The organism is uncultured Parabacteroides sp., from assembly GCF_905196875.1.
Lineage (GTDB): Bacteria > Bacteroidota > Bacteroidia > Bacteroidales > Tannerellaceae > Parabacteroides.
On the sequence record NZ_CAJJWO010000003.1, the window covers coordinates 42,232 to 65,618 of the forward strand.

A 23,387-nucleotide genomic window follows, 5' to 3' on the forward strand; every position below is an offset into this window, starting at 1 on the left:
TTGAATGTTATTTGTCGATTGTTATTTTGCCCGGGGCAGATACCGGGATACTCCGTAGTTCCCGTTTGTTCCCGGATTCTACCCATACATTGACGGTTCCCGGACTAAGAACATCCAGGGTGAGTTGTTTGTCATTACGGGTAAGGATACGGACTGTCGACGGCGAAAGGAATTTTTCCCGTACACCGATGACTGCCCAACCGTTGATGACAGGGCAGAGATGATACAGTCGGTCGGTGAAACCTTCCAGCCCTATCTGTTCATCCGTAGTCAGTTCGGTAGCAGTCTGTTTAGCCCAGTCGTAGAGGATGATCCGCTGATCTTCGGTAGCAGCTTTCTCCGTCATCGTTTCACGCAGCAGATAATCGGCTTTACCGATCGTTGCCTGCACGTTATGATGCAGAGGAGAAGTGTTCAGGTTATAGCATATCAGCGATACGGCTTCATCGCCGGTAGGGGCGAATACCCGGTAAGCCTTGCCATCCTGCAGCGGGTTCGTGATAACCGATTCGGGTGTCGGGATGGCAGGAGCCTCGGGACGAAACAGCTTTCCTTCCTCATCGATCAACGGTACTATGTTTTCTTTGATGAAATCAGCGGGAGAGTCCGACAGATAAACCGGGCCGCCGGACAGGGCTTTCGACCGTGCCATCAGGCTTCCGCAGATAGTATCGCAGGAATGGAACATATCATGGTCGGGCCAAACCGTTTGCCCTTGCAGCAATGTATTGGTATAACACTGGAACAGATGCGATTTCGCCATGTCTTCATCATATTTCTTGTAATCGATACTGACACGGGTTACACCACTATATAATGTATGGTCGATGTTCAGGATATTCTGCGCCATGCAGTTCATCAGGCCGACCTGCCGGTTGTGCGTTTGCTCTTCCAATGCCAGATTACACGCTTTAGCCTGATGTATAACTTCCGTATTTCCCATGTAAAGGGGCAACAGGAAAGACTGGTTATCTATTTTAAGGAAATCGAAACCATAGTCTTTCAATATCCCGACATAGTATTGGTAGAATGCCCCGATATCCTCCTTCTCTTTTCCCGGAAGCATACTTCCATTATAGAGGTAAAGCGATTGTTTGATCTTTTCCGGGAAATCGTTTTCCGGCGATATCCCCATCCAGTAGCCGCAGAAGTTATACCATAACCCCATCCATTTTACTTTATTCTCCTTTTTCCGGGCCATGATGTTTTTCCATCCGTTAGGAAACCTCTCCTTATCCGGCACGAAGCTGGTAAGCTGGCGGTTCTTATTCGCCAGGTGTCCGTCGTCTATCAGGACATAACGGATAGGAAGGCCGGACGCTTCGATACCATCCAGGTCGTTCAACATCTTTGTTTCGTCTATGTCGTAATGGTAATGCTCCCATGAACACCAACCCAAGTAGTTGAACGCTTCGAAGTAGTCTTTATCTGCTCTTTTCTTCAAAGCGGACACTTCCCGGTTGCCGATCAGTGTGGCATATGCTTTATCGATAGCGTCGTAAGCCGTTACACCTTTTTCTGCTAACAGGACAGGAGCTTGCGGATTGAGTGTGTCTGTTCCTAATGTAGAGAGATAGAGGGTGAGCGAACCGTCTTTGTTAACCCGGAACCAGCTGATACTGTTATCTCCGGCTACCGCTTTGGTATATAAGAACTGCCCGTCGGTCAGTTCCAGTAACAAGGCATCACCTAATACGGAAGGCGCTCCGTTTGAAGGAATCCCCGCATAAGTATCCTTCGTCAGGTCGTCCAGACGGGTGAATACCCAGGGTAATAACCGGTTGGTATTGTTCGGCCACTGATAATCGCCGGGACGGGAATCGCGGCTGAAGAAGATACCTCGTTTATATTCCGGGATCTCTATCTTATAAGACAGGGTTTGCTGTCCTTCAGGAACGGCCTGTTCATAGAATACAGGGGCCTGCAACTTCGCCAGGCTGATTGCCTTTGTCATCTGAAAAGTTGCTATATCTTCGAACATCTTACCTTTCTCATAGACAAACGAGGGCTGTACGTTGTAGACACTGAAGTCACGAATATCCGGTTGTGCTACCGATTGGGAAACCGTCAGGCGCAAAGCCGAAGCTTCGACTGCCGGGAACTGCTCGATCCGTTTATGTCCGACCGACTCGCCCTCGCAGACTGTCTGCCATTTGCCGTTTACTTTGGCTTCTACCTTATACCGGCGGATACGTTCACCATTGGCTATATTCTCTTGGATGATGCAATGGTTGACAGCCTGCGTTTTGTCCAGCTTCAGTGTCAGGCTTTTCTTTTGTCCCGGATTATAAGCCAAAGGAGAAGAGAAACGGCGGTTGATCTCATCGCCCCATTCTTTCAGCCGCTCTACGTCGCCCGCAGGAATAAGACCGGTAGTATCGGGAGTAAGGCCGACAATCAGGGTGGCGTTGCGGCCTACCGACTTATAATACATATTCATCAGGCTGTCTACCGGATAGATGGTATTCTCGTCGTCCGGTTCCCAGAACCATTCATGCCGGCCGTTCATGCCACGCAGCGGAGTGTCTGCCATAGCCGGTACCCAGTATTTACCGTCTTTGTCGCCATGTTTCAGCAGGTCGTTATGGTTGCGGCTTCCTTCCGTATTGTTACTGTGTGAGTAAGGGTAGGGGAAAGAAGACCAGCAGGGATAACCGACCGTGCCCGACTCGGAACCGCCCCAGCGGAAGTCCGCCCGGTCTACGTTATGATAGAAGAGGCATTCAGGCTGGTATTTGCTGACGATCGGTAATACATTCGGTCCGTCGCCTTTCGGATCGTCTGCGCCACCGTCGAACCAGATCATAAACAAATCCCCGTAGCGGCTGCACAGTTCTTCTACCATGCGCTCGCAAAGATGCTTATACCATTGTTGACGGTGGACGGCAAACTCTCCCTCTCCCTGTACCTTGAAATTATGAACGCCAAAAAGTGAATTCCATCGGATACCGACATAAATGCCCGGCATTATATCGTATTTACGGCAGGAATTGACGAAGTCGCGGATAATATCCCCTTTCCCGTCGCCCCATTTCACCGCTTTCAGGCAATACGGATTTACATCGCTCTGGTAAATGGCGAAACCCGTTTCATGCGTTGCCGTCAGCACGGCAAACTTCGCCCCGGCCGCTTTCGCCGCCTGCACCCATTGATCGGTATCGAGCTGTGTGGGATTGAAGATATTATAATCCTCTATCGGCTGGACGCGGTTGTTACCCTGACCATACTTTATACCGTCGAAAACGTGCAGGTCGTAATGGAAGACTACGCCCATTTCCGATTCATGCCATTTCAGCTGATGAGGTGCAGGGCGGGGAATATCGTTCTGTTGTCCCGTTGCCGGGAGAATACTTGCTATCAGTAAGATTGCCAGATAAAAATGTGTTTTCATGTATATGTTATTTACAGACAATTCATAAAAGGATCGTTTGTCTTCTTCAACCAGTCTTTTAGCTGGTTTGAAAACTGCTTAATCAGTTCCGGCTGATCGGATGCAATATTGTTTAGCTGGTACGGGTCTTGCTCGCGGTCGAACAGTATCCACTCGTCAGTCTGGCCGTTTGTAGCGTGTACGACAAATGTATATTTTTTAGTCCGTAATCCTCTGTATCCGGTTGTTAAATTTTCAGGGAGAAGATAATAATAAGGCTGTACGATCTCCTGCTCCTTCTCCGGTGACAGGATGGAAGCAGACAGGTCGAAGGTCTGGACCTCTGCCGGTATCTGGTCTTTGAATCCCATTAATGATAAAAGAGAAGGACACAGGTCGGCAAAAGCGATCATCAGGGTAGAGTCCCTGCGCGGTGCAATCTTTTCCGGCCAGCTTATCATCATCGGGATGCGCATAGCTTCCTCGTAATAGATATTCTTACCGATATGGTCGTGCATACCCATGCTGTCGCCGTGATCGGAAGTGAAGACCACGATCGTATTGTCGTACAATCCCTGTTCTTTCAGCTGGCGGATAATGCGGCCGACTTGTTCGTCTACTCCGGTCATACAGGCATAATAATCGAGCACGCTCTTGCGGTAGAAATCTCCCATTTCCGTCCCTTTGGGGGCGATGAGAGGGGAATTGCATAAAGTTTCGACATTTACGTTGCGGTAGATGTCTTTGTATTTGTCGGGAACCAGTTCATATCCGGTATGAGGTGGGTTCATCGACACGACCAGGGCAAACGGTTTGTCTGCGTTGCGTAACTTATTATCTTGGTTGGCGATATAGTCTATGGCCCGGTCGGCTTCATATTCGGGTCCCCATTGGTCTACGAAATAGAATTCCTCGCGGGAAGCATCCGTATCCCAGTACATAGGTTTCAGGTGATAATCGTAGGTGCCATAGGCAATCCAATGGGTGAAGCCATGGCGACGTTCCTTCGGGCACCATTCGTTCCAGGCGATCTTTCCTTTGTTGTTATTGGTTTCAATGTAAGGTTTATAAGGGGAGTCGAGATGCCATTTTCCGATGTATCCCAGTTCGTATCCCTGGTCTTTCAGTACATCCGACCAGCAACGGGCTTCGGTAGGCAGCTCTACATGATAGGGAGCCGTCTCTGAATTGCAGTTACCGGTTACTTTACTGTTTGTCGGATACATACCCGTCATCAGCATTCCCCGGGCAGGAGAGGAGACAGGGTAACTGCTGATAGCATCCGTAAAATAGACCCCTTCGGAAGCCAGACGATCGAGATTGGGCGTTTGTACCGGTTCCAGTCCCAGACAACCCATTGCCTGTCCGCGCCATTGGTCGGCCATGATGAATACCAGATTAGGGGAAGAAGACTTCTTCTCTGCCTGTATCTGGTTGGCAACCAGGCAGGAAGTAAGTAATAACAACTGTTTGGGTAACTGTTTCATAGTGACTTATTAATGTTTAATACCCTATCTTTTAATCTTTCGACAGCTGTCAAATGATCTTTTGCCATTTGTAGAATTATCTTTTAATAGATGGCAAAAGACTGTTTGCCATTTGCCGAAAGATTAATGGATAAGGACTTTCGTATTAGTTACTAACTAGTTTTGCATTAGTTGCTAACCGGTTTTGTGTTAGCCTCTCCCTTATTTCTTAGCACTTGTTCCCGGTTGCACATCCCAACCTGGGTTCTGATAGATGTAAGCAGAGCTTATGTCGCCACCCTTATCCGGTGTACTCAGGCGGATCACGTCGTAGGCGATAGGAGCCAGGTAATGAGCCTGCATGAAAGTATATCCGTTGAATGCCTTATTGTTCTTATGTATCTGGTACGGGCGGATATATTTGCTGGCACGGCCGGATACGTTCGGTTCGTCGGCTTCACCTTCCGGTTTCAGGTCGTCATATAGTTTGTAGTTTTCGTCCCACAGGTTGAAACCTTCCATCTGGTAATTCTTCATCTTATCGAGTGCTCTCCAACGGTACAGGTCATCCAGGCGCAAACCTTCGGCAATGAACTCCGAACGGCGTTCGCGGCGGATATTATACAATGTTGCATTTACCTGCTGATCTCCGGAATAGACTGCCAGGTCGTTTTCCTTGGACAGGTCGGTGGCGGCAATTGTTTTCTGTATATCGTCGTCTACACCGGCTCTTTGGCGCAGAGCTTTCCAGTATGAGGTGCTCTTGGCATCCAGCGAGTTAGTCAGCAAATAGCTGGCTTCGATGTAGTTGAGGTAAGCTTCTGCCGCACGGAAGATCACACAGCCCGTGTTACTGGGGTTGGTTGCTCCCATACTCGGGTCCTGGTTCAGACCTTTACGCAAGGTGTATCCCGTTGTATTCTTATTCTCGGTGATGATGGTGATACCCGGACGGGTATATACATTCATCGGGTTGATCTGGTCGCCCGGAATGCTCATCGATTCGCGCAGACGGTTGTCGCGGTTGGCAGCTACATCCGCCAGTGTTTTATCTCCCTTATACCCTGAGCCGGAAGCATAGATAGGTAAGCCGTTCGTCATAAGATAACTTTCAACCAGCGAACGGGTGAAGCCGGTGTTTCCGCAACCGTTGCCGCCGGGCTGTACTGTCTGTAAGTAAGATACGACATAGTGGAACACCTTCAGGCTGATATCGTATTTTCTCCAAAGCAGTACTTCTTTTTTATCGGAGAGGTCGATGCTGTTGAACATGCTGGCATAATCTTCCAACGGAAAGTTATCGGCTACTTGTTCGGCTGAACTCTTGGCTTCTGACAAGAAGAACTGTATTTCGCTGTTCAGGTCGATATTGAAACCGTTCAGGTAGCTGGCGTTTGCACCCGGCCATCCCGGTCCGCCCGGAACACGGTCGGTTCCTGCATGATATTTCAACCAGGTTCCTTCATAAAGGGCTACTCTCGATTTCAACAGGAGGGCTACGTATCTGGTCAGGCGGTTGGCTTCGGGAGCTGTTTCCTTCATCATTTCGGCTGCTTTATCCAGGTCTTTCAGGATGAAGCGGGCTACTTCGTTCTGCGGACGGCGCTGGTTGGCTTCCGCCAGTTCCGAATAATCGTCCGACAGGGTCTTATCCACGATCGGGAAGTCGCCGTATTTTTTCATGAAAGTGAAATACTGAAAGGCGCGGAAGAAATACATTTCACCGATATAATGGCGGATGTTGACATCCAGACCGGTAATCTTTCCTTCTTCGTATTTAGGCAGTACGGTTTCAAGGAAATAATTGCAGTCGCGTATCTTCTTGAAATCCCATTCGCCGCTGGTCGGTACGCGCCGTTCGCCGGGGATGAAGTTGTTTTCTTCCGTTGCCGAGCACTGGTTGTCGCTGTTATTGTCTGTTTTGAAAACGCCGACGTTGTATTCTCCCGGTTTATGTGCGGGAAGGGCGTCATATTGAGCGGCACCGAAACTGGCCAACTCGGCTTCCGTGTTCAGATAATGTTCTGACGTAACGGAGGAAAGGGGTTCTCTGTCGAGGAAATCGTTGCAGGCTGTAAAACAGAAAGCACCTGCAGCGAGTGATAATATGATGATCGATTGTCTTTTCATGATGCTTTAATTTTTAGAATGAAACATTTACTCCGCATGAAAGTGTTCTTGAAAGCGGGTAGATCTTACCGTTACCCATTGCTCCGCCTACTGCTTCGGGATCGAATACGCCGAAGATGGAAGAGATAGTGAACAGGTTATCACCGGAGAAGAATACGCGTACTTTGTTCAATCCGATCTTGTTAACCAGGTAAGTAGGTACGGTGTAACCGACCTGAAGGTTCTTCAGACGCAGGTAAGCAGCACTTTGCAGATAGCCTGTCTGTGACAGTTGGTTCTTGTCGGCATTGCTGTCGAAATAAGGCTTCGGGAAGTAGGAGTTTAGATTCTCTCCCATCTCGTCGCCTGCCGGGCGGAAGTAGTCGAAATGTTCCTTATATCCGATAGATTGCCAGATACCTCCGGTGGCTCCCCAGAAGAAGTTACCGGTCAACCAGATATCGCGTTTGCAAACGCCCTGGAAGAAAGCACGGAAGTCGAAACCGTTCCAGTCTGCTCCCAAGGTGATACCGACCTGGTAGCGTGGCGTTTCGTTACCGATGATCTTACGGTCGCCCGGATCGCCTACGGTGTTTGATCCCGGAGATACTTTACCGTCGCCGTCCAGATCTTTATACATGATATCGCCTGCGCCCCATTTGCTTCCGAGCTGTGACTGGTCGGTAGTGGCCAGGTGAGCCTGCATTTCTTCATCGGTCTTTGCGATACCGATCGTTTCGTATCCCCAGATATCACCCATATATCTTCCTGCATAGGGAACGTATTCCATGACTCCGTCCGAGTTTTTACGGTCGATGATCTGTGTTTCATTCGGGTATTTGTTAATCTTGCTTTTGGCGTCGGCCAGGGTAAAGCCGATGGTATATCCTACTTTACCGATGCGGTCGTTCCAGTTAAGGGCCAGTTCCCATCCCTGGGTTGTCATGGCTGCGTTGTTGATACGCGGCAGCTTGTCGTTGTCGATACCGATGATCGGCGACTTTTCTTCCGGCGGTCCCACCATATCATCCGTTTTACGTTTGAACCATTCGACAGAACCCGACAGGCGGTTGCTGAAGGCACCGAAGTCGATACCGACATTGGTTGTCGTGATCTTTTCCCATGTCATCAAGTCGCTGACCATTAACGGTGCAGTTGCAGTTGTCGGCATCTGTCCGGCGATCAGCCATTTACCGTCTTTCAGTCCCAGTGGCTGGGCTGGATAGAAGGGATAGAATTCCTTTGTATTCTGGTTACCCAGTTTACCCCATGAGAAACGCGGTTTCAAAGTTCCTACATATTCAGAGAACGGTTCCCAGAAAGCTTCGCGTGCTACATTGTAACCTAATGAGAAAGAAGTGAAGACATTCCAGCGTTTGTCCCCCAGGAAGCGGGAAGAACCGTCGTAACGCAAATTGACTTCTGCCAGGAACCGTCCGTCATAGTCGTAGTTCAAACGTCCGAAGAAACCGGCCGTAGCCCATTCTTTCTTGTTGGCTGCCGTGTAGTCTTTACCCATGCTGGCGTCGATACTCGGCACTTCGTCACTGATCACATCGTCACGTCTGGCATATACATAGTTTTGTTTGTACAGCTCTGTATTGAAACCGACCATTACTTTAAAGTTGTTCTTCTGTATAGATTTGAAGTAATCGGTATACAGACTGGTGGTCAGCAGGTTGTTGTCCTGTGCCGAGGACCAGGCATAAGTGGCGCCTGGTCCGTACGAACCGGCAAATGCCAGGGCGACAGGCTCGTTCTTTGAGTTGTATTCATAAATTTTAGCCAGGTTTTCGTCTTTGTTTACATGTTCTGCCTTCAGGCTTACATCCCCGCGGATATTCCAGTCTTTGATTGGAGTGATGGTGAAGTTTGCCTGTGTATAGATAATGTCTTTTCTACGTTTGTAACGTCCGCCGTCTTCGATCTGGATGATCTTGGAGTTACGCATGTAATGGCCGTTCGGGTCCTGGAAAGGCATGGTCGGCCAGGTGCGTGAGATATCATGGTAATACAAACCGACAGAGATACCGTTGACGGTATTGTCCGGATCGTCGTTTGCATAAGTCGGACGATCCAGTTCCTCGCGGATAAAGCGGGTACTGATACCTATCTGCAACCAGTCGTTTACATGTGAGTTGATCTTGGCGGAGGCATTCATACGTTTGAAGCTATCATCTCCGTAACGCATATTACCGCCCTGATCCATGAAAGCGCCCGACATGAAATAGGTAAGCTTTTCCGTACCGCCGCTTACATTTACATTATGTTCCTGTGTGAAAGCTGTCTTGAAATGGTTGCGTGCCCAGTTCTGATTGTCGTTAGCTTTCTGGTGGAATTCGTACATGCCGTTACCCGGGTTAGGGACGGTTGTCGTTGTGATCTCTCCGCGTTGGTAAGCCAGAATCCTTCCGATCGTTTCGTCATCGAACGGAACATTCTGTCCGCTGTTGAGTGCAGCTGCGTTGAAGAACTTGGCGAATGTATAGGAATCCATCATGTCCGGCAGATTAGTTGCCGCCGACCAACGGAAGCTATTGCTATAATTCACTTGTGCCTTTCCGCTCTTTCCGCTTTTGGTGGTGATAAGGATTACACCGAAAGGTGCACGTGAACCGTAAATACTGGAAGCAGCAGCATCTTTTAATACGGAGATACTTTCGATATCATCCGGATTCAATGCGTTCATATCGCCTTCGATACCGTCGATCAGGATCAGCGGCGAATCGGTCGAACCTTCGCCGATCGTACCTGTACCACGGATATTCACTTTCAGTGCATTACCCAATGATCCTCCCTGGTTGTTGAGGGACATGTTCAAACCGGGTACAACCCCCTGTAAAGCTTGTCCTACCTGTGCTACCGGACGTGAGGCAAGTGTCTTGTTGTCGACAGTCGATACGGCACCGGTCAGGTTTACTTTCTTTTGGGAACCGAAACCTACTACAACGACTTCGTCCAGCGCCTGGGTGTCTTCTCCCAGTTGGATGGTCAGGACGGTTTGATTTCCGTCCAGCTTGATTGTTTGTGTCTGGTAACCGATGTAAGAAATGTTTAATACATTGCCTTTGGAGGCGTTGATTGAAAACTTACCGTCGATATCAGTGACGGTTCCGTTCGTGGTTCCTTCTACCAGTACGGAAGCTCCGATAACGGGGTCGCCGAGGCTCTTGTCGATAACAGTACCAGTGATGGTCAACTGCTGTGCGTATATATATGATATACCGGTTAACAGCAGCATGATTAATAATGTGACTCTCTTCTTCATTCTCTTTTAGTTTAAGGTGTAAATACTAAAATTTTTAAATGTTTGTAAGCAAAAGTATGTGGTATGCATGGAAGGGATAACAGGTGTTTTCTTCATTAACAACGGGCGTTTTCTTTATTCTGTGGATTGTATATCAGTGTAGTGGGTATTTTATTCATAAATAGTGGGTGTTTTGTTCATACTTTGTTTTGCAGACTTTTTATTTTGTTTGCGTTGGTGTGTTCTTCCTCTTTTTTTGTTTCTTTGTAATAATGTTCTTTGTGTTTACATACTGGACTTTGTTAAGGAGGAATATGAGGAGATCTTTATTTATATTATTATTTATTTTTTGCTACCTGTCGGGATATAGTTTTTTTGAAAAGGATATCCGTATACTTACTATGCAGAACGGGCTGGCCGACAATACTGTTTCCTGTATCCATAAAGATAAAGATGGATTTATGTGGTTTGGTACGGATAACGGGTTAAGCCGCTATGATGGAAAGAATATCAGGAATTTCGGTTTGGATGAACTGTATATGAAAGTAAGCCATATCCGTGAAACGGAGAATAACCAACTCTGGCTGGTAGCCAACGGACAGATTTATTGCTTTGATCGGCGGATGGAGCAATATATTCCTGTCAGCCTGAACGAAAAATGTACCGGAGTTCAGGACATACTATTGCAAAAAAACAATTCTTTATGGGTCATATCAGATGAAACTCTTTATCTTATTTCCATTGATTACAGGAAGGATACGGATGAAAATATAACCAGGGTTGATCTTCGGGTAGAAATGGAGTTTACCGATTTGATCGGAAGTGGCACTAATTATACTGCGATGTGCCAGTCTCCGGAAGGTCTGATTTATATCGCAACAGACTGGGGAAATATAGTGACGTTCGACCCGGTCTCCTACCATGTGATAGATAAAGGTGATTTGCCGAAGGTTAATAAGGTGCATGTCCACAGGCTTTTATATGCAGACGGATATGTCTGGCTTTCAACCTGGGCTAACGGGGCGATCCGTTATAATCCGGAATCGGGAGTTTACGATCAATATACCTATAAGCCCGAAGATAAAGACAAGACATTGTCCCATTGGGATGTCTATCAAATGGTTCCTATGGGAAACGGTCGTTTATTGGCTGCCACCTGGAATGGATATACGATCCTTGTTCCTGAAAAAGAAGATTCTACACAGTATACAACAGAAGTGTATAACAATACGGCTTCACAGTTACACCGCAATCTGGAAACCCGTATGATCTCCGCGTATTATGATCCGGAAGGGATCATGTGGATCGGGACACAAGGAGGAGGTGTGTATGCTTCTGATCTGCGAAAACAGTTCTATCGACGTTTTCATCAGGAAACACATAACGAAATATGCGGGATGGCAACAGATAAAAAGGATCGTATTTGGCTGGCTTCTTTCCATAAAGGAATATTGAAGAGCACGGAAGCATTCGATCCTCAGGGAAGACTTTCTTTTGAGCCAGTCTCTGTCGGAACAGGAAATACCGTATTGTGTGTAGCGACCGATAGGGACGGTGATCTGTGGTTTGGTAATAATCAGTCCGAACTGATCTGGTATAATTCGGATAATGAGTCTTTTACGGTTTATCCTATCCGTATTCCCGGAAAGCCGGGCTGGACAGGCAGTGTCTGGTATATATTATGTGATGGAGAGGATCGGTTATGGTTGGGAACAACAAATGGTTTACTTCTTTTTAATCCTGTGACCAAACTTTTTTCTTATTATCCTGTATCTCCGGGTACAATCCGGGTTATCGCAGAAGTTCCCGGTGAATGTTTATGGTTGGGTACGACTGACGGTTTGAAAAAGTTTATTTTTCAAAATGAGATGCTACGTTCCGGTTTTGAACAAGATGCTAATATTCCGGCGAAGGATGCCCGTTCTCTTTTCGCTTCGACAGATGGGAATTTGTATATAGGTTATGCGGATGGCTTCGGTGTCATGGAGATCGGAACCGACTCGATCGGGAGTTTCTATACGACGCATAACGGATTAAGTAATAACTTTATCGGTTGTATCAGTGAAGATTCACAAGGTCATTTATGGATCGGTTCCAATTCAAGTATCTGCCGGTACAGTAAACATCAGAAGTTGTTTTATAACTATTATATCTCAGGCAATAACCGATCTGTATTACATTATAAGGATTTTCTGTTTTGGGGAAATAACAAGAATATAACCTATTTTCTGCCGGAAGAGGTTATGAACGATCAACCTGAACAGAATAAAGTAGTTATCACTCAATTGGATGTCGATAACAAACCGGTTCTGATCGGACAAAAAATAAATGACCAGGTTATTCTGCAGGAAGGGATTCCTTACACGAACGAACTGACACTGAATGCTTCCAACAATAATTTCTCTTTGATGTTCAGTAACCTGACGTATTCGGAAGAGTTACAAAAATACAGCTACCGGCTTGCTCCCGGTCAGTCCGAATGGTTGGTAGCCGGTGAGGGCGAACGGATTTCTTATGCTAACTTGCCTGCCGGAGAATATCTTTTCGAGGTAAGGAGTATTTCCCCTGACGGTTCGAACGGAGATACTACTTCGCTGACAATAAATATTCTGCCTTATTGGTATGAAACGATCTGGTTCCGTTTACTGGTATTTGCTTTTGCTGTCTTTATTGTATATTACCTGATGCGCCGTGTCAAGAAGGAACAAATCCGACTAACTCAGGAAGAACGCCTGAAACATGAGCTCTTTGTTTCTAATCTGGAACGTGAGAAAGAGAAACAAATCAACCGTGAGCGGGAAAATTTCTTTACGAACGTATCGCACGAATTACGCACACCGTTAACGTTGATTCTTTCTCCTTTGCAGGAGTTGTTGCAGACCGAGCGTTTGTCTCAGACTTTACAGAACAAGCTGTCTCTGGTGTACAATAATGCCACTTCATTATCTACCCTGGTGAACCAACTATTGTATGTCCAGAAGATAGAGGCCGGCATGGTTCAGCTTCATTTGTCGAAAGTAGATATTGTAGCGCTCGTGAGGAAGGTGATGGCCTCCTTCCTGCAGATGGCAGAGATAAAAAGTACTGAGTATGTCCTGGACTCTGGTATCTCTTCTCTTACGCTTTGGATAGATGCCGGGAAGATAGAGTCGGCATTAAAGAATTTACTGTCGAATGCATTTAAGTATACTCTAAACGATGGAATAATAAGGGTTTCGCTGGAGGAGAAGGAGGTCGACGGGAAAATGTTCTGCTTGCTTTCCGTCTTGGATAATGGTCCCGGTATAGCGGAAGATTTGCAGGAACGTATCTTCGATTCGTTTATTACAGGTAAAAATGATCCCTCATTTTCTACCCGGATGGGGATCGGTTTACGTATTGTAAAAAATACGATGGATCTTCATCATGGGCAGGTATTATTAGATAGTTCTCCGGGGAAAGGTTCGAGATTTACGCTTTACCTGCCGCTGGGTAAAGAACATTTCAGAGAGGACGAATATGAGTGGATTGAAGATATCCGGAAAACAAAAGAAGAAGAGCTTTTCTATACAACGCAGAAAGAAGAAAAAGATACAAAAGTTACTTCAGGAAAGAAGCTGTTGATCATAGAAGATAACGATGAGATCAGAAGTTATATTTATTCTTTGTTCTGTAAAGATTACCAGGTATTGGAAGCCCATGATGGAGAAGAAGGAATAAAAATTGCTACCGAAGAGATTCCGGACCTGATCATTTCAGATATTATGATGCCTGTAAAAGACGGCTTTGCCTGCATACAGGAGATCAGGCTGCAGTTGGCGACAGCTCATATCCCGGTCATCATGCTTACGGCAAAGGCGGAAGAAGAAGATTTACTGAAGAGTACCCGGATTGGTGTGGACGATTATATCATGAAACCTTTCAACCCCGAAGTCCTCAAAGCGAAAGTGGAGAACCTGATCCGTCTGCGCGAGCAACTGAAGCGTATTTATACAAAGACATTGATGTTGAAACATACGGAGGAGAGACCTGACGATGAAGAGGCCGCCGATCCTTTCATGCAACAGGTGATCGGTATTGTAGAAGCCAATCTGACTAATCCCGACTTTAGTGCAAAGAGCCTGGCAAGCCTCCTGAACCTCAGCCAACCGACTTTATACAGGAAGATGAAGCAGCAAAGCAATTTGTCTATTATCGAAGTAATCCGAAGCATACGAATCAGTAAAGCCTCCTCACTGATCATGCAGAAGAAATACTCCGTCCAGGAGGTTGCCGAAATGGTGGGCTATAATGATATAACGACCTTCCGTAAACATTTTACAAAGCAGTTTGGGGTGTCGCCGTCGCGGTATAATGCGTTATAGTCTCCATTACCTTTGAAATATAGCGGATTACCCGGTGGATGTTGCTGTTTACCCAGAATGTACTGCAGCTAGTAGCCGTTTTTCTTTTCATACCACAACTGTAGTATGAAAGAAACTCATCTGTGGAACAAACGGAATCCAACTGTGGTATGAACGGAATACAGCTCTGGTAGGTATTAGGTGTTCAGAATGACATCGGATTTTATAATAAATGTTGTTACTGGAAGAATAAAAGATTACATTTGCATAATGTTGATAGATGAAAAAGATCTTTCAGGAGGTTTGATTGGGATATGGGTAATATAAGTTTCAGTGATATATATACCAGTTATTACAAACGATCGTTTTTGTTTGTGAAGTCCTATGTCAGAGATGATATGGTGGCGGAAGATATCGTATCCGAAGCTTTAATTAATTTATGGGAGACGAGCAAAAAGGAGGAGGTGGAACACCCTTTGTCTCTTCTGTTGGTGATGCTTAAAAATGGAGCATTAAACCATCTAAAACATTTGGACATAAGAAAAACAGCCTCTGAGTCAATATCTTCTAAAATGGATCGTGATTTGAATTACCGCATATCTACATTACAGGTATGCGATCCGGAAGAGATATTTTCTTTTGAAATCACTCGAATAGTAGAGGAGACCTTACAATCATTACCCGAACAAACGCGCCGCGTCTTTGAAATGAGTCGATATGAATGTCGTTCGGTAAAGGAAATAGCAGAAGAACTTTCCATAAGCTCTAAAAGCGTGGAATATCATATAACTAAATCATTAAAAATTTTACGAATAGCCTTAAAAGAATATCTTCCATTTTTTTATTTCCTGTTTGTTTCCTAAAATAATTTCAAATCTGTTTAGGGATTTTTGTCTGTGTGTTGTCTATATTATTAGAAACGATAAAATAGAGAAATGGATAAGGATCTATTGCAAAGATATGTAGAAGGCAACGTTACACCAGAGGAAGTGGAAACGGTTGTTGATTGGCTGGATGTCGATAATGATAATGTCAAGGAATATATGTCTTTACATAAATTATATGATATTTCGGTTCTGAATCAATCTGCACAGCAACAAGAGAAAGTGAAAAAGTTACGTCCTTTTGTATTCCGTCGTATTATAATGGAAATCGGAAAAGTAGCCGCTGTTGCTTTGTTTATAGTGGGGATCGAATTTTTATTGAACAAGGAAGAGCATAAAAAGGAGCCCTCTTTATTTCAGACGTTATATGTCCCTTCTGGTCAACGGGCAGAACTGATTCTTCCGGATAGCACGAGAGTTTGGGTAAACGCACAGTCCCGAATAGTATATCCGGTTACTTTTCAAAAAAATTATCGGCAGGTTGAGCTGGAGGGAGAAGCTTATTTTGATGTAAAACATAATGAAGCATCTCCTTTTATAGTAAAAACAGAGAAAGTGGATATAAAGGTTTTAGGCACCGAGTTTAATGTAACAGCCTATTCAAAAAATCCGGAACTTAAGATCGCATTGCTGAAAGGGCGTGTAGAGCTTGAATCACTGGAGTCTTCTTTAAAATATATGATGAAACCAGGTGAACAAATTCGATTTAAAGAAGGTAAATATATATCTTCCGATATAAATAATATGGATCATTTTAAATGGAAAGAAGGTCTTTTATGCTTTAATAATCAGCCTATATCAGAAATAATGGAAGAGTTGTGTCTGTATTACGATATTCATATAGATGTAGCTGATCTTCCATTCCTGAAAGAACGATACTCAGGGAAATTCCGTGTGAAAGATGGTGTTGAACATGTTTTAAAGGTATTACAATTGGAACATAGATTTATCTATGTGAAAGATAACGAATTAAATCAAATAACTATAAAATGAATAGCCTATGATAAAGTAGCAGAAAGTATAATAAAGAAAAGCTGGATTATGCGTCAACATAATCCAGCATAAAATGTCAGCACGCTGACAACCTTGGAATAATTAAATCAAGTACTAACATTTCAGTAATACAAAGTTATGAAAAAAAAATGTACAGGGGAGGATTGTGCCCTGTTATTAAGTGAATTTAAGCACATTATTAGAGTTATGAAGTTATCCTTAGTTTTTATACTATTGTGTATTTCAACAGTCTTCTCAGAGAATTTGAACTCTCAAACTGCACGTGTTAGCATTGATGCTAATATGTTGCAGACGAAGGATGTTATTAAACAAATAGAAGAACAAACAGATTATCTTTTTGTGTACAATCATGAAAAGGTCGATCTGAGTGGAAAGGTCTCATTGAAAGCCTGGAATAAGACGGTAGCCGAGGTTTTGAACAAGATATTTAGTAATTCAGATATCGTTTATGCCATCGAAGGGAGTAATATCCTTCTGATGAAAAAAAGTTCATCTCTCCAACAAGTAACAAAAAGCGTTAAGGGTGTTATTAAGGACCTGTTTGGTGAACCTGTTATCGGTGCGAATGTAATAGAGAAAGGGACAACGAACGGTACGGTAACAGACTTAAATGGACAGTATGTTCTTTCTCTTACAGGAAATAATGCCGTTTTACAATTCTCCTTTATTGGCTACAAGCCACAGGAAGTTCCTGTGACAGACAAAACAACAATAAACGTTGTTTTGTCTGAAGATTCTGAGCAGTTAGAAGAGATTGTGGTAACGGGTTATGGCGGTATGCAAAAACGTGCAACGCTGACCACAGCTATATCGAAATTAGATAATAAAGCTTTGGAAAATGTTGCCGTTTCGAATGCTGCACAGGCTTTACAAGGGGGAGTGAGTGGTTTACGTGTCGTTAATACTTCCGGAAAACCGGGTGAGGCTCCGAATATAGTATTGCGTGGTGGTGCTACGATAACTGGTGATCCTGCTTATAATCAGGCATTAGTGGTTGTAGATGGAGTCGTACGCTCTTTAAGTGATATAAATCCTGCCGATATAGAATCTGTACAGGTATTGAAAGATGCTGCATCGACTGCCATTTACGGAGCTCGTGCGAATAGTGGTGTTATACTGGTGACAACTAAAAGGGGTAAAGAAGGGAAAGCTACCGTTTCTTATAAATTTAAAGGAGGTATGAATTTTGCGCGTAAAGGATATGACTTTCTGAATGCGAAAGACTTCTTATATTACAACCGTTTAGGGAATAAATATGCTAATGATGCAGGAGTATCCCGTACTTTACAGCAGGTGAACAATACTAACGGATATGGAACAAGTGCAGGTGATTTTTATTCTGTTCATTATCTGACTGATGAGAATAAGCATCTTTTGAATGAAGGATGGCAACAAATGACAGACCCTTATGACGGAGAAGGTCAACTGATCTTTAAAGATTATGGTGGGATTATGATGGATGCTGCTTTCAATGATCCTTCTTTTACACAGGACCATTATGTAAGTGTTACTGGAGGAAACGATAAATCAACATTCCTTACTTCTTTTGGTTATTATGATGAACAAGGACAGGTAGTAGGGACTTCTTATCAACGGTTTACAGGGAATGTGAATGGCTCATATAAGGTTCGTGATAATATAAAAATCAATGCGGGAGCAACTTATTCATTTTCTAAAAAACCGAATATGTGGATCAGTGAAGCACAGTTGTTTTATCGTACAATGAGTTCCTGGCCAACTTATAATCCGTTTACTGAAGCTGGTGAACCTACATCAGGTATTGGTTCCTCCGATGGTAATCCTCTCTATTGGAAAGATAAACTGCAACGCCTCAATAATATAAGAAAAACGACTTTCAATATCGGAGGTTCCTGGGAAATAATTCCTGGTTTGACTTTGAATGAAAATAGTTCGATCTATTATATAGATAACGAGCAGGAAGATTTTGATAAGCAGTATCAGACACAAAATAATTCCAATCCAAATAGTACCCGTGCTGCACGTGCTATGTATGAACGTCAGTTCCAACAGCAGCATAGTGCCACTCTTACCTATGCAAAAACATTTGCAGAAAAGCATCAGTTGGATGCAATGGTAGGGGGAGAATATTTTGATTACGACCGTTTCAAGATGGAAGAGAAAGGAAATAAAGCACCCAGTGATGATATACCGACATTGAATGCTTCCAGTGATAAGGTATCTGTTTATTCCTATAAGGATGGCTATCGGATGTTATCCGGATTTGCACGAGTGAATTATAATTATGATTATCGATATCTGTTTTCTGTTGTTGCCCGTTATGATGGTATTTCTAAGTTAAGTGACAACCGTTGGGGCTTTTTCCCTGGAGTATCTGCCGGTTGGAATATGCATGAAGAAGCATTTTTTAAAGATTCAAAATTGGCAAATGTGGTTTCGAATCTGAAGCCCAGAGTTAGTTATGGTGTAAATGGAAATGTTGCTGGCCTCGGTAATTATGAGGTTTATGGGGAATATAATACAATTAATAATTCATCGGGTATTCCTATTCCTTATGATGGAAAGGTTGGTTTCCTGAATACTAAATTGGTGAATAATAATTTGCGTTGGGAAAAAAGTAATTCATTTGAAGTCGGTTTGGATGTCGGATTTTTCCAGAACCGGATCAATTTGATTATGGATTACTACAACCGTACGACAAGTGATTTGCTAACCGATCTGAATTTGCCGGGTTATACCGGATTCGGTAGTATACGTACGAACTTAGGAAGTTTACGTAATCAAGGATTTGAAGTAGAGGCAAAGTTCAATATATTGACTGACCAGAAAGGGTTTAGTTGGGATTTATCAGCCAATGCTTCTTTCGTAAAGAATAAGATTATTAAATTACCTTATAACGGAAATGAGAATAACCGTCAGGGAGGTATGGAGGTTTATGATCCTGCAACAGGCAAAAATGTCTGGGTGGGAGGATACCAGGAAGGCAAGACTTTAGGAGATGTATATGCATATAAACAAGAACGCATCTTTCGTGACTGGGATGATGTAAAAAATAATGCCGGTGATCGTTATGATGCAATTGCAGAGCTTTACGGTCCCAATAAATGGGCACAGATGAGTGATAAGGAAAAAATCGGGAAGAAACCAATTGAACCAGGTGATGTTATGTGGGCCGATTTGAATGGGGATGGTGTTATTAATGAATTGGATCGTGTGAAGATTGGTAATGTGTTACCCAAATGGACCGGCGGTTTCTCAACAACTGTGTCTTATAAGGATATTTCTTTATTTGCCCGTTTCGATTATTCGTTGGGACATATCTTGTATAATGACTTAAAAGCTCGTTCGTTGGGACAGTATCAGGGATCATTCAATATTATTACGGATGTGAAAGATAGTTGGTCACCGGAAAATCCGAATTCAGATCTTCCGAAGTTCTACTATGCGGATCAGCTGGTTAAGAAGAATATAACGCGTTCTAATAATGCAAATCCTAATATTAATAATAATAACTCAAGTTTTTATGAAAAGGGTGATTATCTGGCGTTAAGAGAGATCACTCTGAGTTATCGCTTACCGAGGCGAATTATTGAAAAAGCAACGTTGAGTGATGCATCAATATATATTACCGGTCAGAACCTTTTCTACATAACCGGTTATGAAGGGATGTCTCCTGAACCAGCCATCAAAAAGGATAATGCGGGTGTAGATGAGGGTAGATATCCTATGCCTCGTACAATCTTGCTGGGGGTATCAGTCTCATTTTGATGTATGTTGAAATTGTATAATTATAAATAAAGACTCAGATGAAAAAAATAGCAATATCTTTTATATTTGTTACCTCTTTACTCTCATTAGGGGGATGTACATCTTTGGATGTAACGCCGGTAAGTTCTATTACCGATAATAATTATTGGAAAACTCCAGATCATTTTGAAGCATTTATGAATGGTCTGCATACTCGTTTTAGAGAAGGTTCATTCAATTATTTCTTATTAGGGGAAGCTCGTAGTGATGTATTCGGTGATCAGCCGTTTGGTGGAGAAGCCTCACAGGGAATGGAACGTTTACCTTATAATACGCTGAATGAAGAAAATCCTATTATTTCTAATTATGGTAAGTTTTATGAGAATATCAATCAGTTAAACCTGATGATTTATAAAATACTTAATACGGATAAGCTGACAGAAGCCGCCGGTAATTACTATTTGGGACAGGCCTACGGTATGCGTGCTTATTATTATTTCCATTTACTGCGTAGTTGGGGAGATGTCATAATAACGACAGAGCCTACAGGAGAGTTGGATTGGTCGAATCTGGCAAAAGCGGCTTCGCCGGCAGAAGATGTCATGAAGTTTATTAAAAATGATATTGATGAATCGGTAAAAAGCTTTGGCTCTGATTATACGATTAAAGGTCGTAAAGCTTTTTGGTCAAAGGCTGCCACATTGATGTTGAAAGGTGAAGTATATCTTTGGTCGGCTAAGCAAATGGGAGGCGGAACCGGTGATGCCAACATAGCCAAAGCTGCTTTGACTGATATTCAGCAGAATGTTCCTGATTTGGGCTTAATGGAAAACTACAAAGATGTTTTTGCTTATACCCAGAAGGGAAATAAGGAAATTATCTTTGCTATGCGTAGTGAATTGAAAGAGTTTGATATGTGGAATGGCTCCTTTAGTGGAAATCTACTTCCTTATGCGGCAACTTTGGCTACTTATTATGATGCCTCTACAGGAGAGAAGTTTGATATATCTAAAGAAAATTTGTCCGGATTAATGCGTTTAGGTATCAAGAAAACCAATTTAGCACGTTTTGATGATAAAGATAGTCGTAAACGGGTCAGTTTGAATGGTGCTTATAATAAACTGGAAGATGGTTCTTTGGATCTTATAGGAGTTTACTGCTATAAATACCAGGGAACACAAGATGCAGGTAGCACACGTTCTAATGTCGATGATTATCCGATTTATCGATATGCAGATCTTTTGCTTTTATTGGCAGAAGCAAAAGTAATGTTGGGAGAGAATCCTGCAGATGAAATTAACCAGATAAGACGGCGGGCTTATGGTGAAAATTATGATGAAGCGACTATCGGCTTTCCGAACCAGGCAATAGATAAGGATGTCAATGAGGCTTTATTGGAAGAGCGTTTTAAAGAATTTTTGATAGAAGGGAAACGTTGGTATGATCTAAGACGCTTTGGTAGCGAATATATTTTCAAATATACGCTGGCTGAATCCGGTAATGAGAAAAAGTTGTTATGGCCGATAGATAAAACTACTTTGACCAATAATACGGCTTTGAAGCAGACTCCGGGATATGAAACCTCTGGTAGCAAATAATTTAGTGATAAGTGTAATTGATTTATAAAATTAGGGATGTCTGTACAGGCATCCCTGAATTTTCTATTCAAGTTTTTAAGAAGATTATCTATGTATAGATTTATAAAGAAAATAAGGCGGATTGGTTTTTCCATCGTCTTTGGTTTGACGACAATTACTGCTTTTACTCAACAAAGTTATAAGCCGGATTGGAGTTCTATTGATAGTAGGCCTGTCCCTGCTTGGTTTGAAGATGCTAAACTGGGGATTTTTATACACTGGGGATTATATTCTGTGCCTGCCTGGTCGCCTAAAGGTACTTATTCGGAATGGTACAAATATTGGCTGGATAACAAAAAGTTATTCGGAAACGGGGATTTTACGGGTACTGAAATATATGACTACCATGTAAAGACATATGGTAAAGATTTTACGTATGCCGACTTTGCCCCAATGTTTAAAGCTCAGGATTATAATGCCGATGAATGGGCCGAACTGTTTGAGAAGGCCGGAGCTAAATATGCCGTGTTGACTACAAAACATCATGACGGATTCGCTTTATGGCCTAATAAAGAAGCCTCCCGCGACTATGGAAGGCCTTGGAACAGTATGGAGATTGGAGCGAAAAGAGACTTAGTCGGAGAATATGTCGAAGCTCTTAGAAAAACCGACATTAAAGTTGGTTGTTATTTTTCCTGCCGGGAGTGGGATAATCCTTTGTATTACCCTGAAACAATGGATATTTTTGTCGACCGGCATTTCTATCCGCAATTGAAGGATTTGATAAATCGTTACCAGCCGGATCTTTTGTGGTCTGACGGCCCCGACGATATTAGCGATACTATTTGGAAAACAAAAGAGTTTTTATCCTGGTTGTATTCCGAATCTATCGTGAAAGACAGCATCGTAGTCAATGACAGATGGGCTAAGTTCTCGGATGGCAAAAAGCATGGCGATTATTATACGCGCGAATACAGTGCCAATGACGCCGTGTTCGACAAGCCTTGGGAAGAATGTCGTGGCATGGGTTTCTCGTTTGGATATAATCAGAATGAGGATTTATCCGATTATTCAACCCCTCAGGCATTGGTGCTGACTTTGGTCAATATTGTAAGTAAGGGAGGTAATTTACTTCTGGATATCGGACCGACTGCCAATGGAAAAATTCCTCCGATTATGCAGGAACGTTTGCTACAGATGGGAGATTGGCTACAGGTAAACGGAGAAGCTATTTATGGAACACGCAGATGGAGAAAGACAACTCAATGGTCTGATGGAGACAGAAGCTGGAAATATAAAGGAAAGTATTATGTAAGCGGAAATGCGATACTCAAACAAACAGTTGATCCTGATCCGGGTTATGCCGTACAGGAGGTCTTCTTTACATCAAAAGATAAGAATGTATATGCTATTTTGCCCAAATATTCCCAACAGATCCTTTTGAAGGATATCCATACTACATCTAAAACAAAAATATCTTTGCTGGGCTGTGACAAGGAAGTAAAATGGACAAAAAAAAGCAATGATATTCAAATAACAATGCCATCATTAACTTTCGACGAGCTTCCGTGTAATTATGCATGGACTCTTAAGCTGGAAGCTGTAAAGTAATATAAAGAATAAAAGAATGTGTGCCCTATTTTAGAAATTATTTTGCTTCAAAAGTAGGGCA

At 43.3% G+C, this 23,387-nt stretch carries 10 protein-coding genes and 1 pseudogene; 6 read left to right on the top strand and 5 right to left on the bottom strand.

Features of this window, described 5'->3' with window-relative positions; all coding sequences use genetic code 11:
* Nucleotides 1-7: 7 nt before the first annotated feature.
* From QZ076_RS01830 to QZ076_RS01850, 5 genes and pseudogenes are all read right to left on the bottom strand, one after another.
* Nucleotides 8-2,038: a Sip1-related alpha-galactosidase gene (locus tag QZ076_RS01830; protein ID WP_293709924.1), complete on the bottom strand. Its 2,031-nt coding sequence runs from the start codon at nucleotides 2,036-2,038 to the stop codon at nucleotides 8-10.
* Nucleotides 2,012-3,391 (bottom strand): annotated as a pseudogene (locus tag QZ076_RS01835) (alpha-L-fucosidase); the annotation flags it as partial. The pseudogene QZ076_RS01835 and the gene QZ076_RS01830, both read right to left, overlap by 27 nt.
* Nucleotides 3,392-3,402: 11 nt before the next feature.
* On the bottom strand, nucleotides 3,403-4,857 hold the full coding sequence (locus tag QZ076_RS01840; RefSeq protein WP_293709775.1) for a sulfatase: 1,455 nt from the start codon (nucleotides 4,855-4,857) through the stop codon (nucleotides 3,403-3,405).
* 201 nt (nucleotides 4,858-5,058) lie between these two features.
* A complete protein-coding gene (locus QZ076_RS01845; protein ID WP_293709777.1) occupies nucleotides 5,059-6,966 on the bottom strand; it encodes a RagB/SusD family nutrient uptake outer membrane protein in 1,908 nt (635 codons plus the stop codon).
* Between the two features lie 13 nt (nucleotides 6,967-6,979).
* Nucleotides 6,980-10,213, bottom strand: coding sequence for a TonB-dependent receptor (locus QZ076_RS01850; protein ID WP_293709779.1), 3,234 nt, complete (start codon nucleotides 10,211-10,213; stop codon nucleotides 6,980-6,982).
* A 293-nt stretch (nucleotides 10,214-10,506) separates the two neighbouring features.
* Between QZ076_RS01850 and QZ076_RS01855 the strand changes: the two genes are divergently transcribed.
* The 6 genes from QZ076_RS01855 (at nucleotide 10,507) to QZ076_RS01880 (ending at nucleotide 23,326) form a co-directional block, all read left to right on the top strand.
* The gene (locus QZ076_RS01855) at nucleotides 10,507-14,535 is read left to right on the top strand and encodes a two-component regulator propeller domain-containing protein (protein ID WP_293709781.1); all 4,029 of its coding nucleotides are present in this window, start codon (nucleotides 10,507-10,509) and stop codon (nucleotides 14,533-14,535) included.
* A gap of 293 nt (nucleotides 14,536-14,828) precedes the next feature.
* On the top strand, nucleotides 14,829-15,377 hold the full coding sequence (locus QZ076_RS01860) for an RNA polymerase sigma-70 factor (protein WP_293709783.1): 549 nt from the start codon (nucleotides 14,829-14,831) through the stop codon (nucleotides 15,375-15,377).
* A 72-nt stretch (nucleotides 15,378-15,449) separates the two neighbouring features.
* On the top strand, nucleotides 15,450-16,391 hold the full coding sequence (locus QZ076_RS01865) for a FecR domain-containing protein (RefSeq protein WP_293709785.1): 942 nt from the start codon (nucleotides 15,450-15,452) through the stop codon (nucleotides 16,389-16,391).
* Nucleotides 16,392-16,694: 303 nt separating this feature from the next.
* Nucleotides 16,695-20,159, top strand: a complete 3,465-nt coding sequence (locus QZ076_RS01870) for a TonB-dependent receptor (protein WP_365324278.1) — start codon at nucleotides 16,695-16,697, stop codon at nucleotides 20,157-20,159.
* A 38-nt stretch (nucleotides 20,160-20,197) separates the two neighbouring features.
* Entirely contained in the window at nucleotides 20,198-21,736 is a 1,539-nt protein-coding gene (nanU, locus tag QZ076_RS01875) for a SusD family outer membrane lipoprotein NanU (protein ID WP_293709787.1), read from the top strand.
* 90 nt (nucleotides 21,737-21,826) lie between these two features.
* Nucleotides 21,827-23,326: an alpha-L-fucosidase gene (locus QZ076_RS01880; protein ID WP_293709789.1), complete on the top strand. Its 1,500-nt coding sequence runs from the start codon at nucleotides 21,827-21,829 to the stop codon at nucleotides 23,324-23,326.
* The last annotated feature ends 61 nt before the right edge of the window (nucleotides 23,327-23,387 follow it).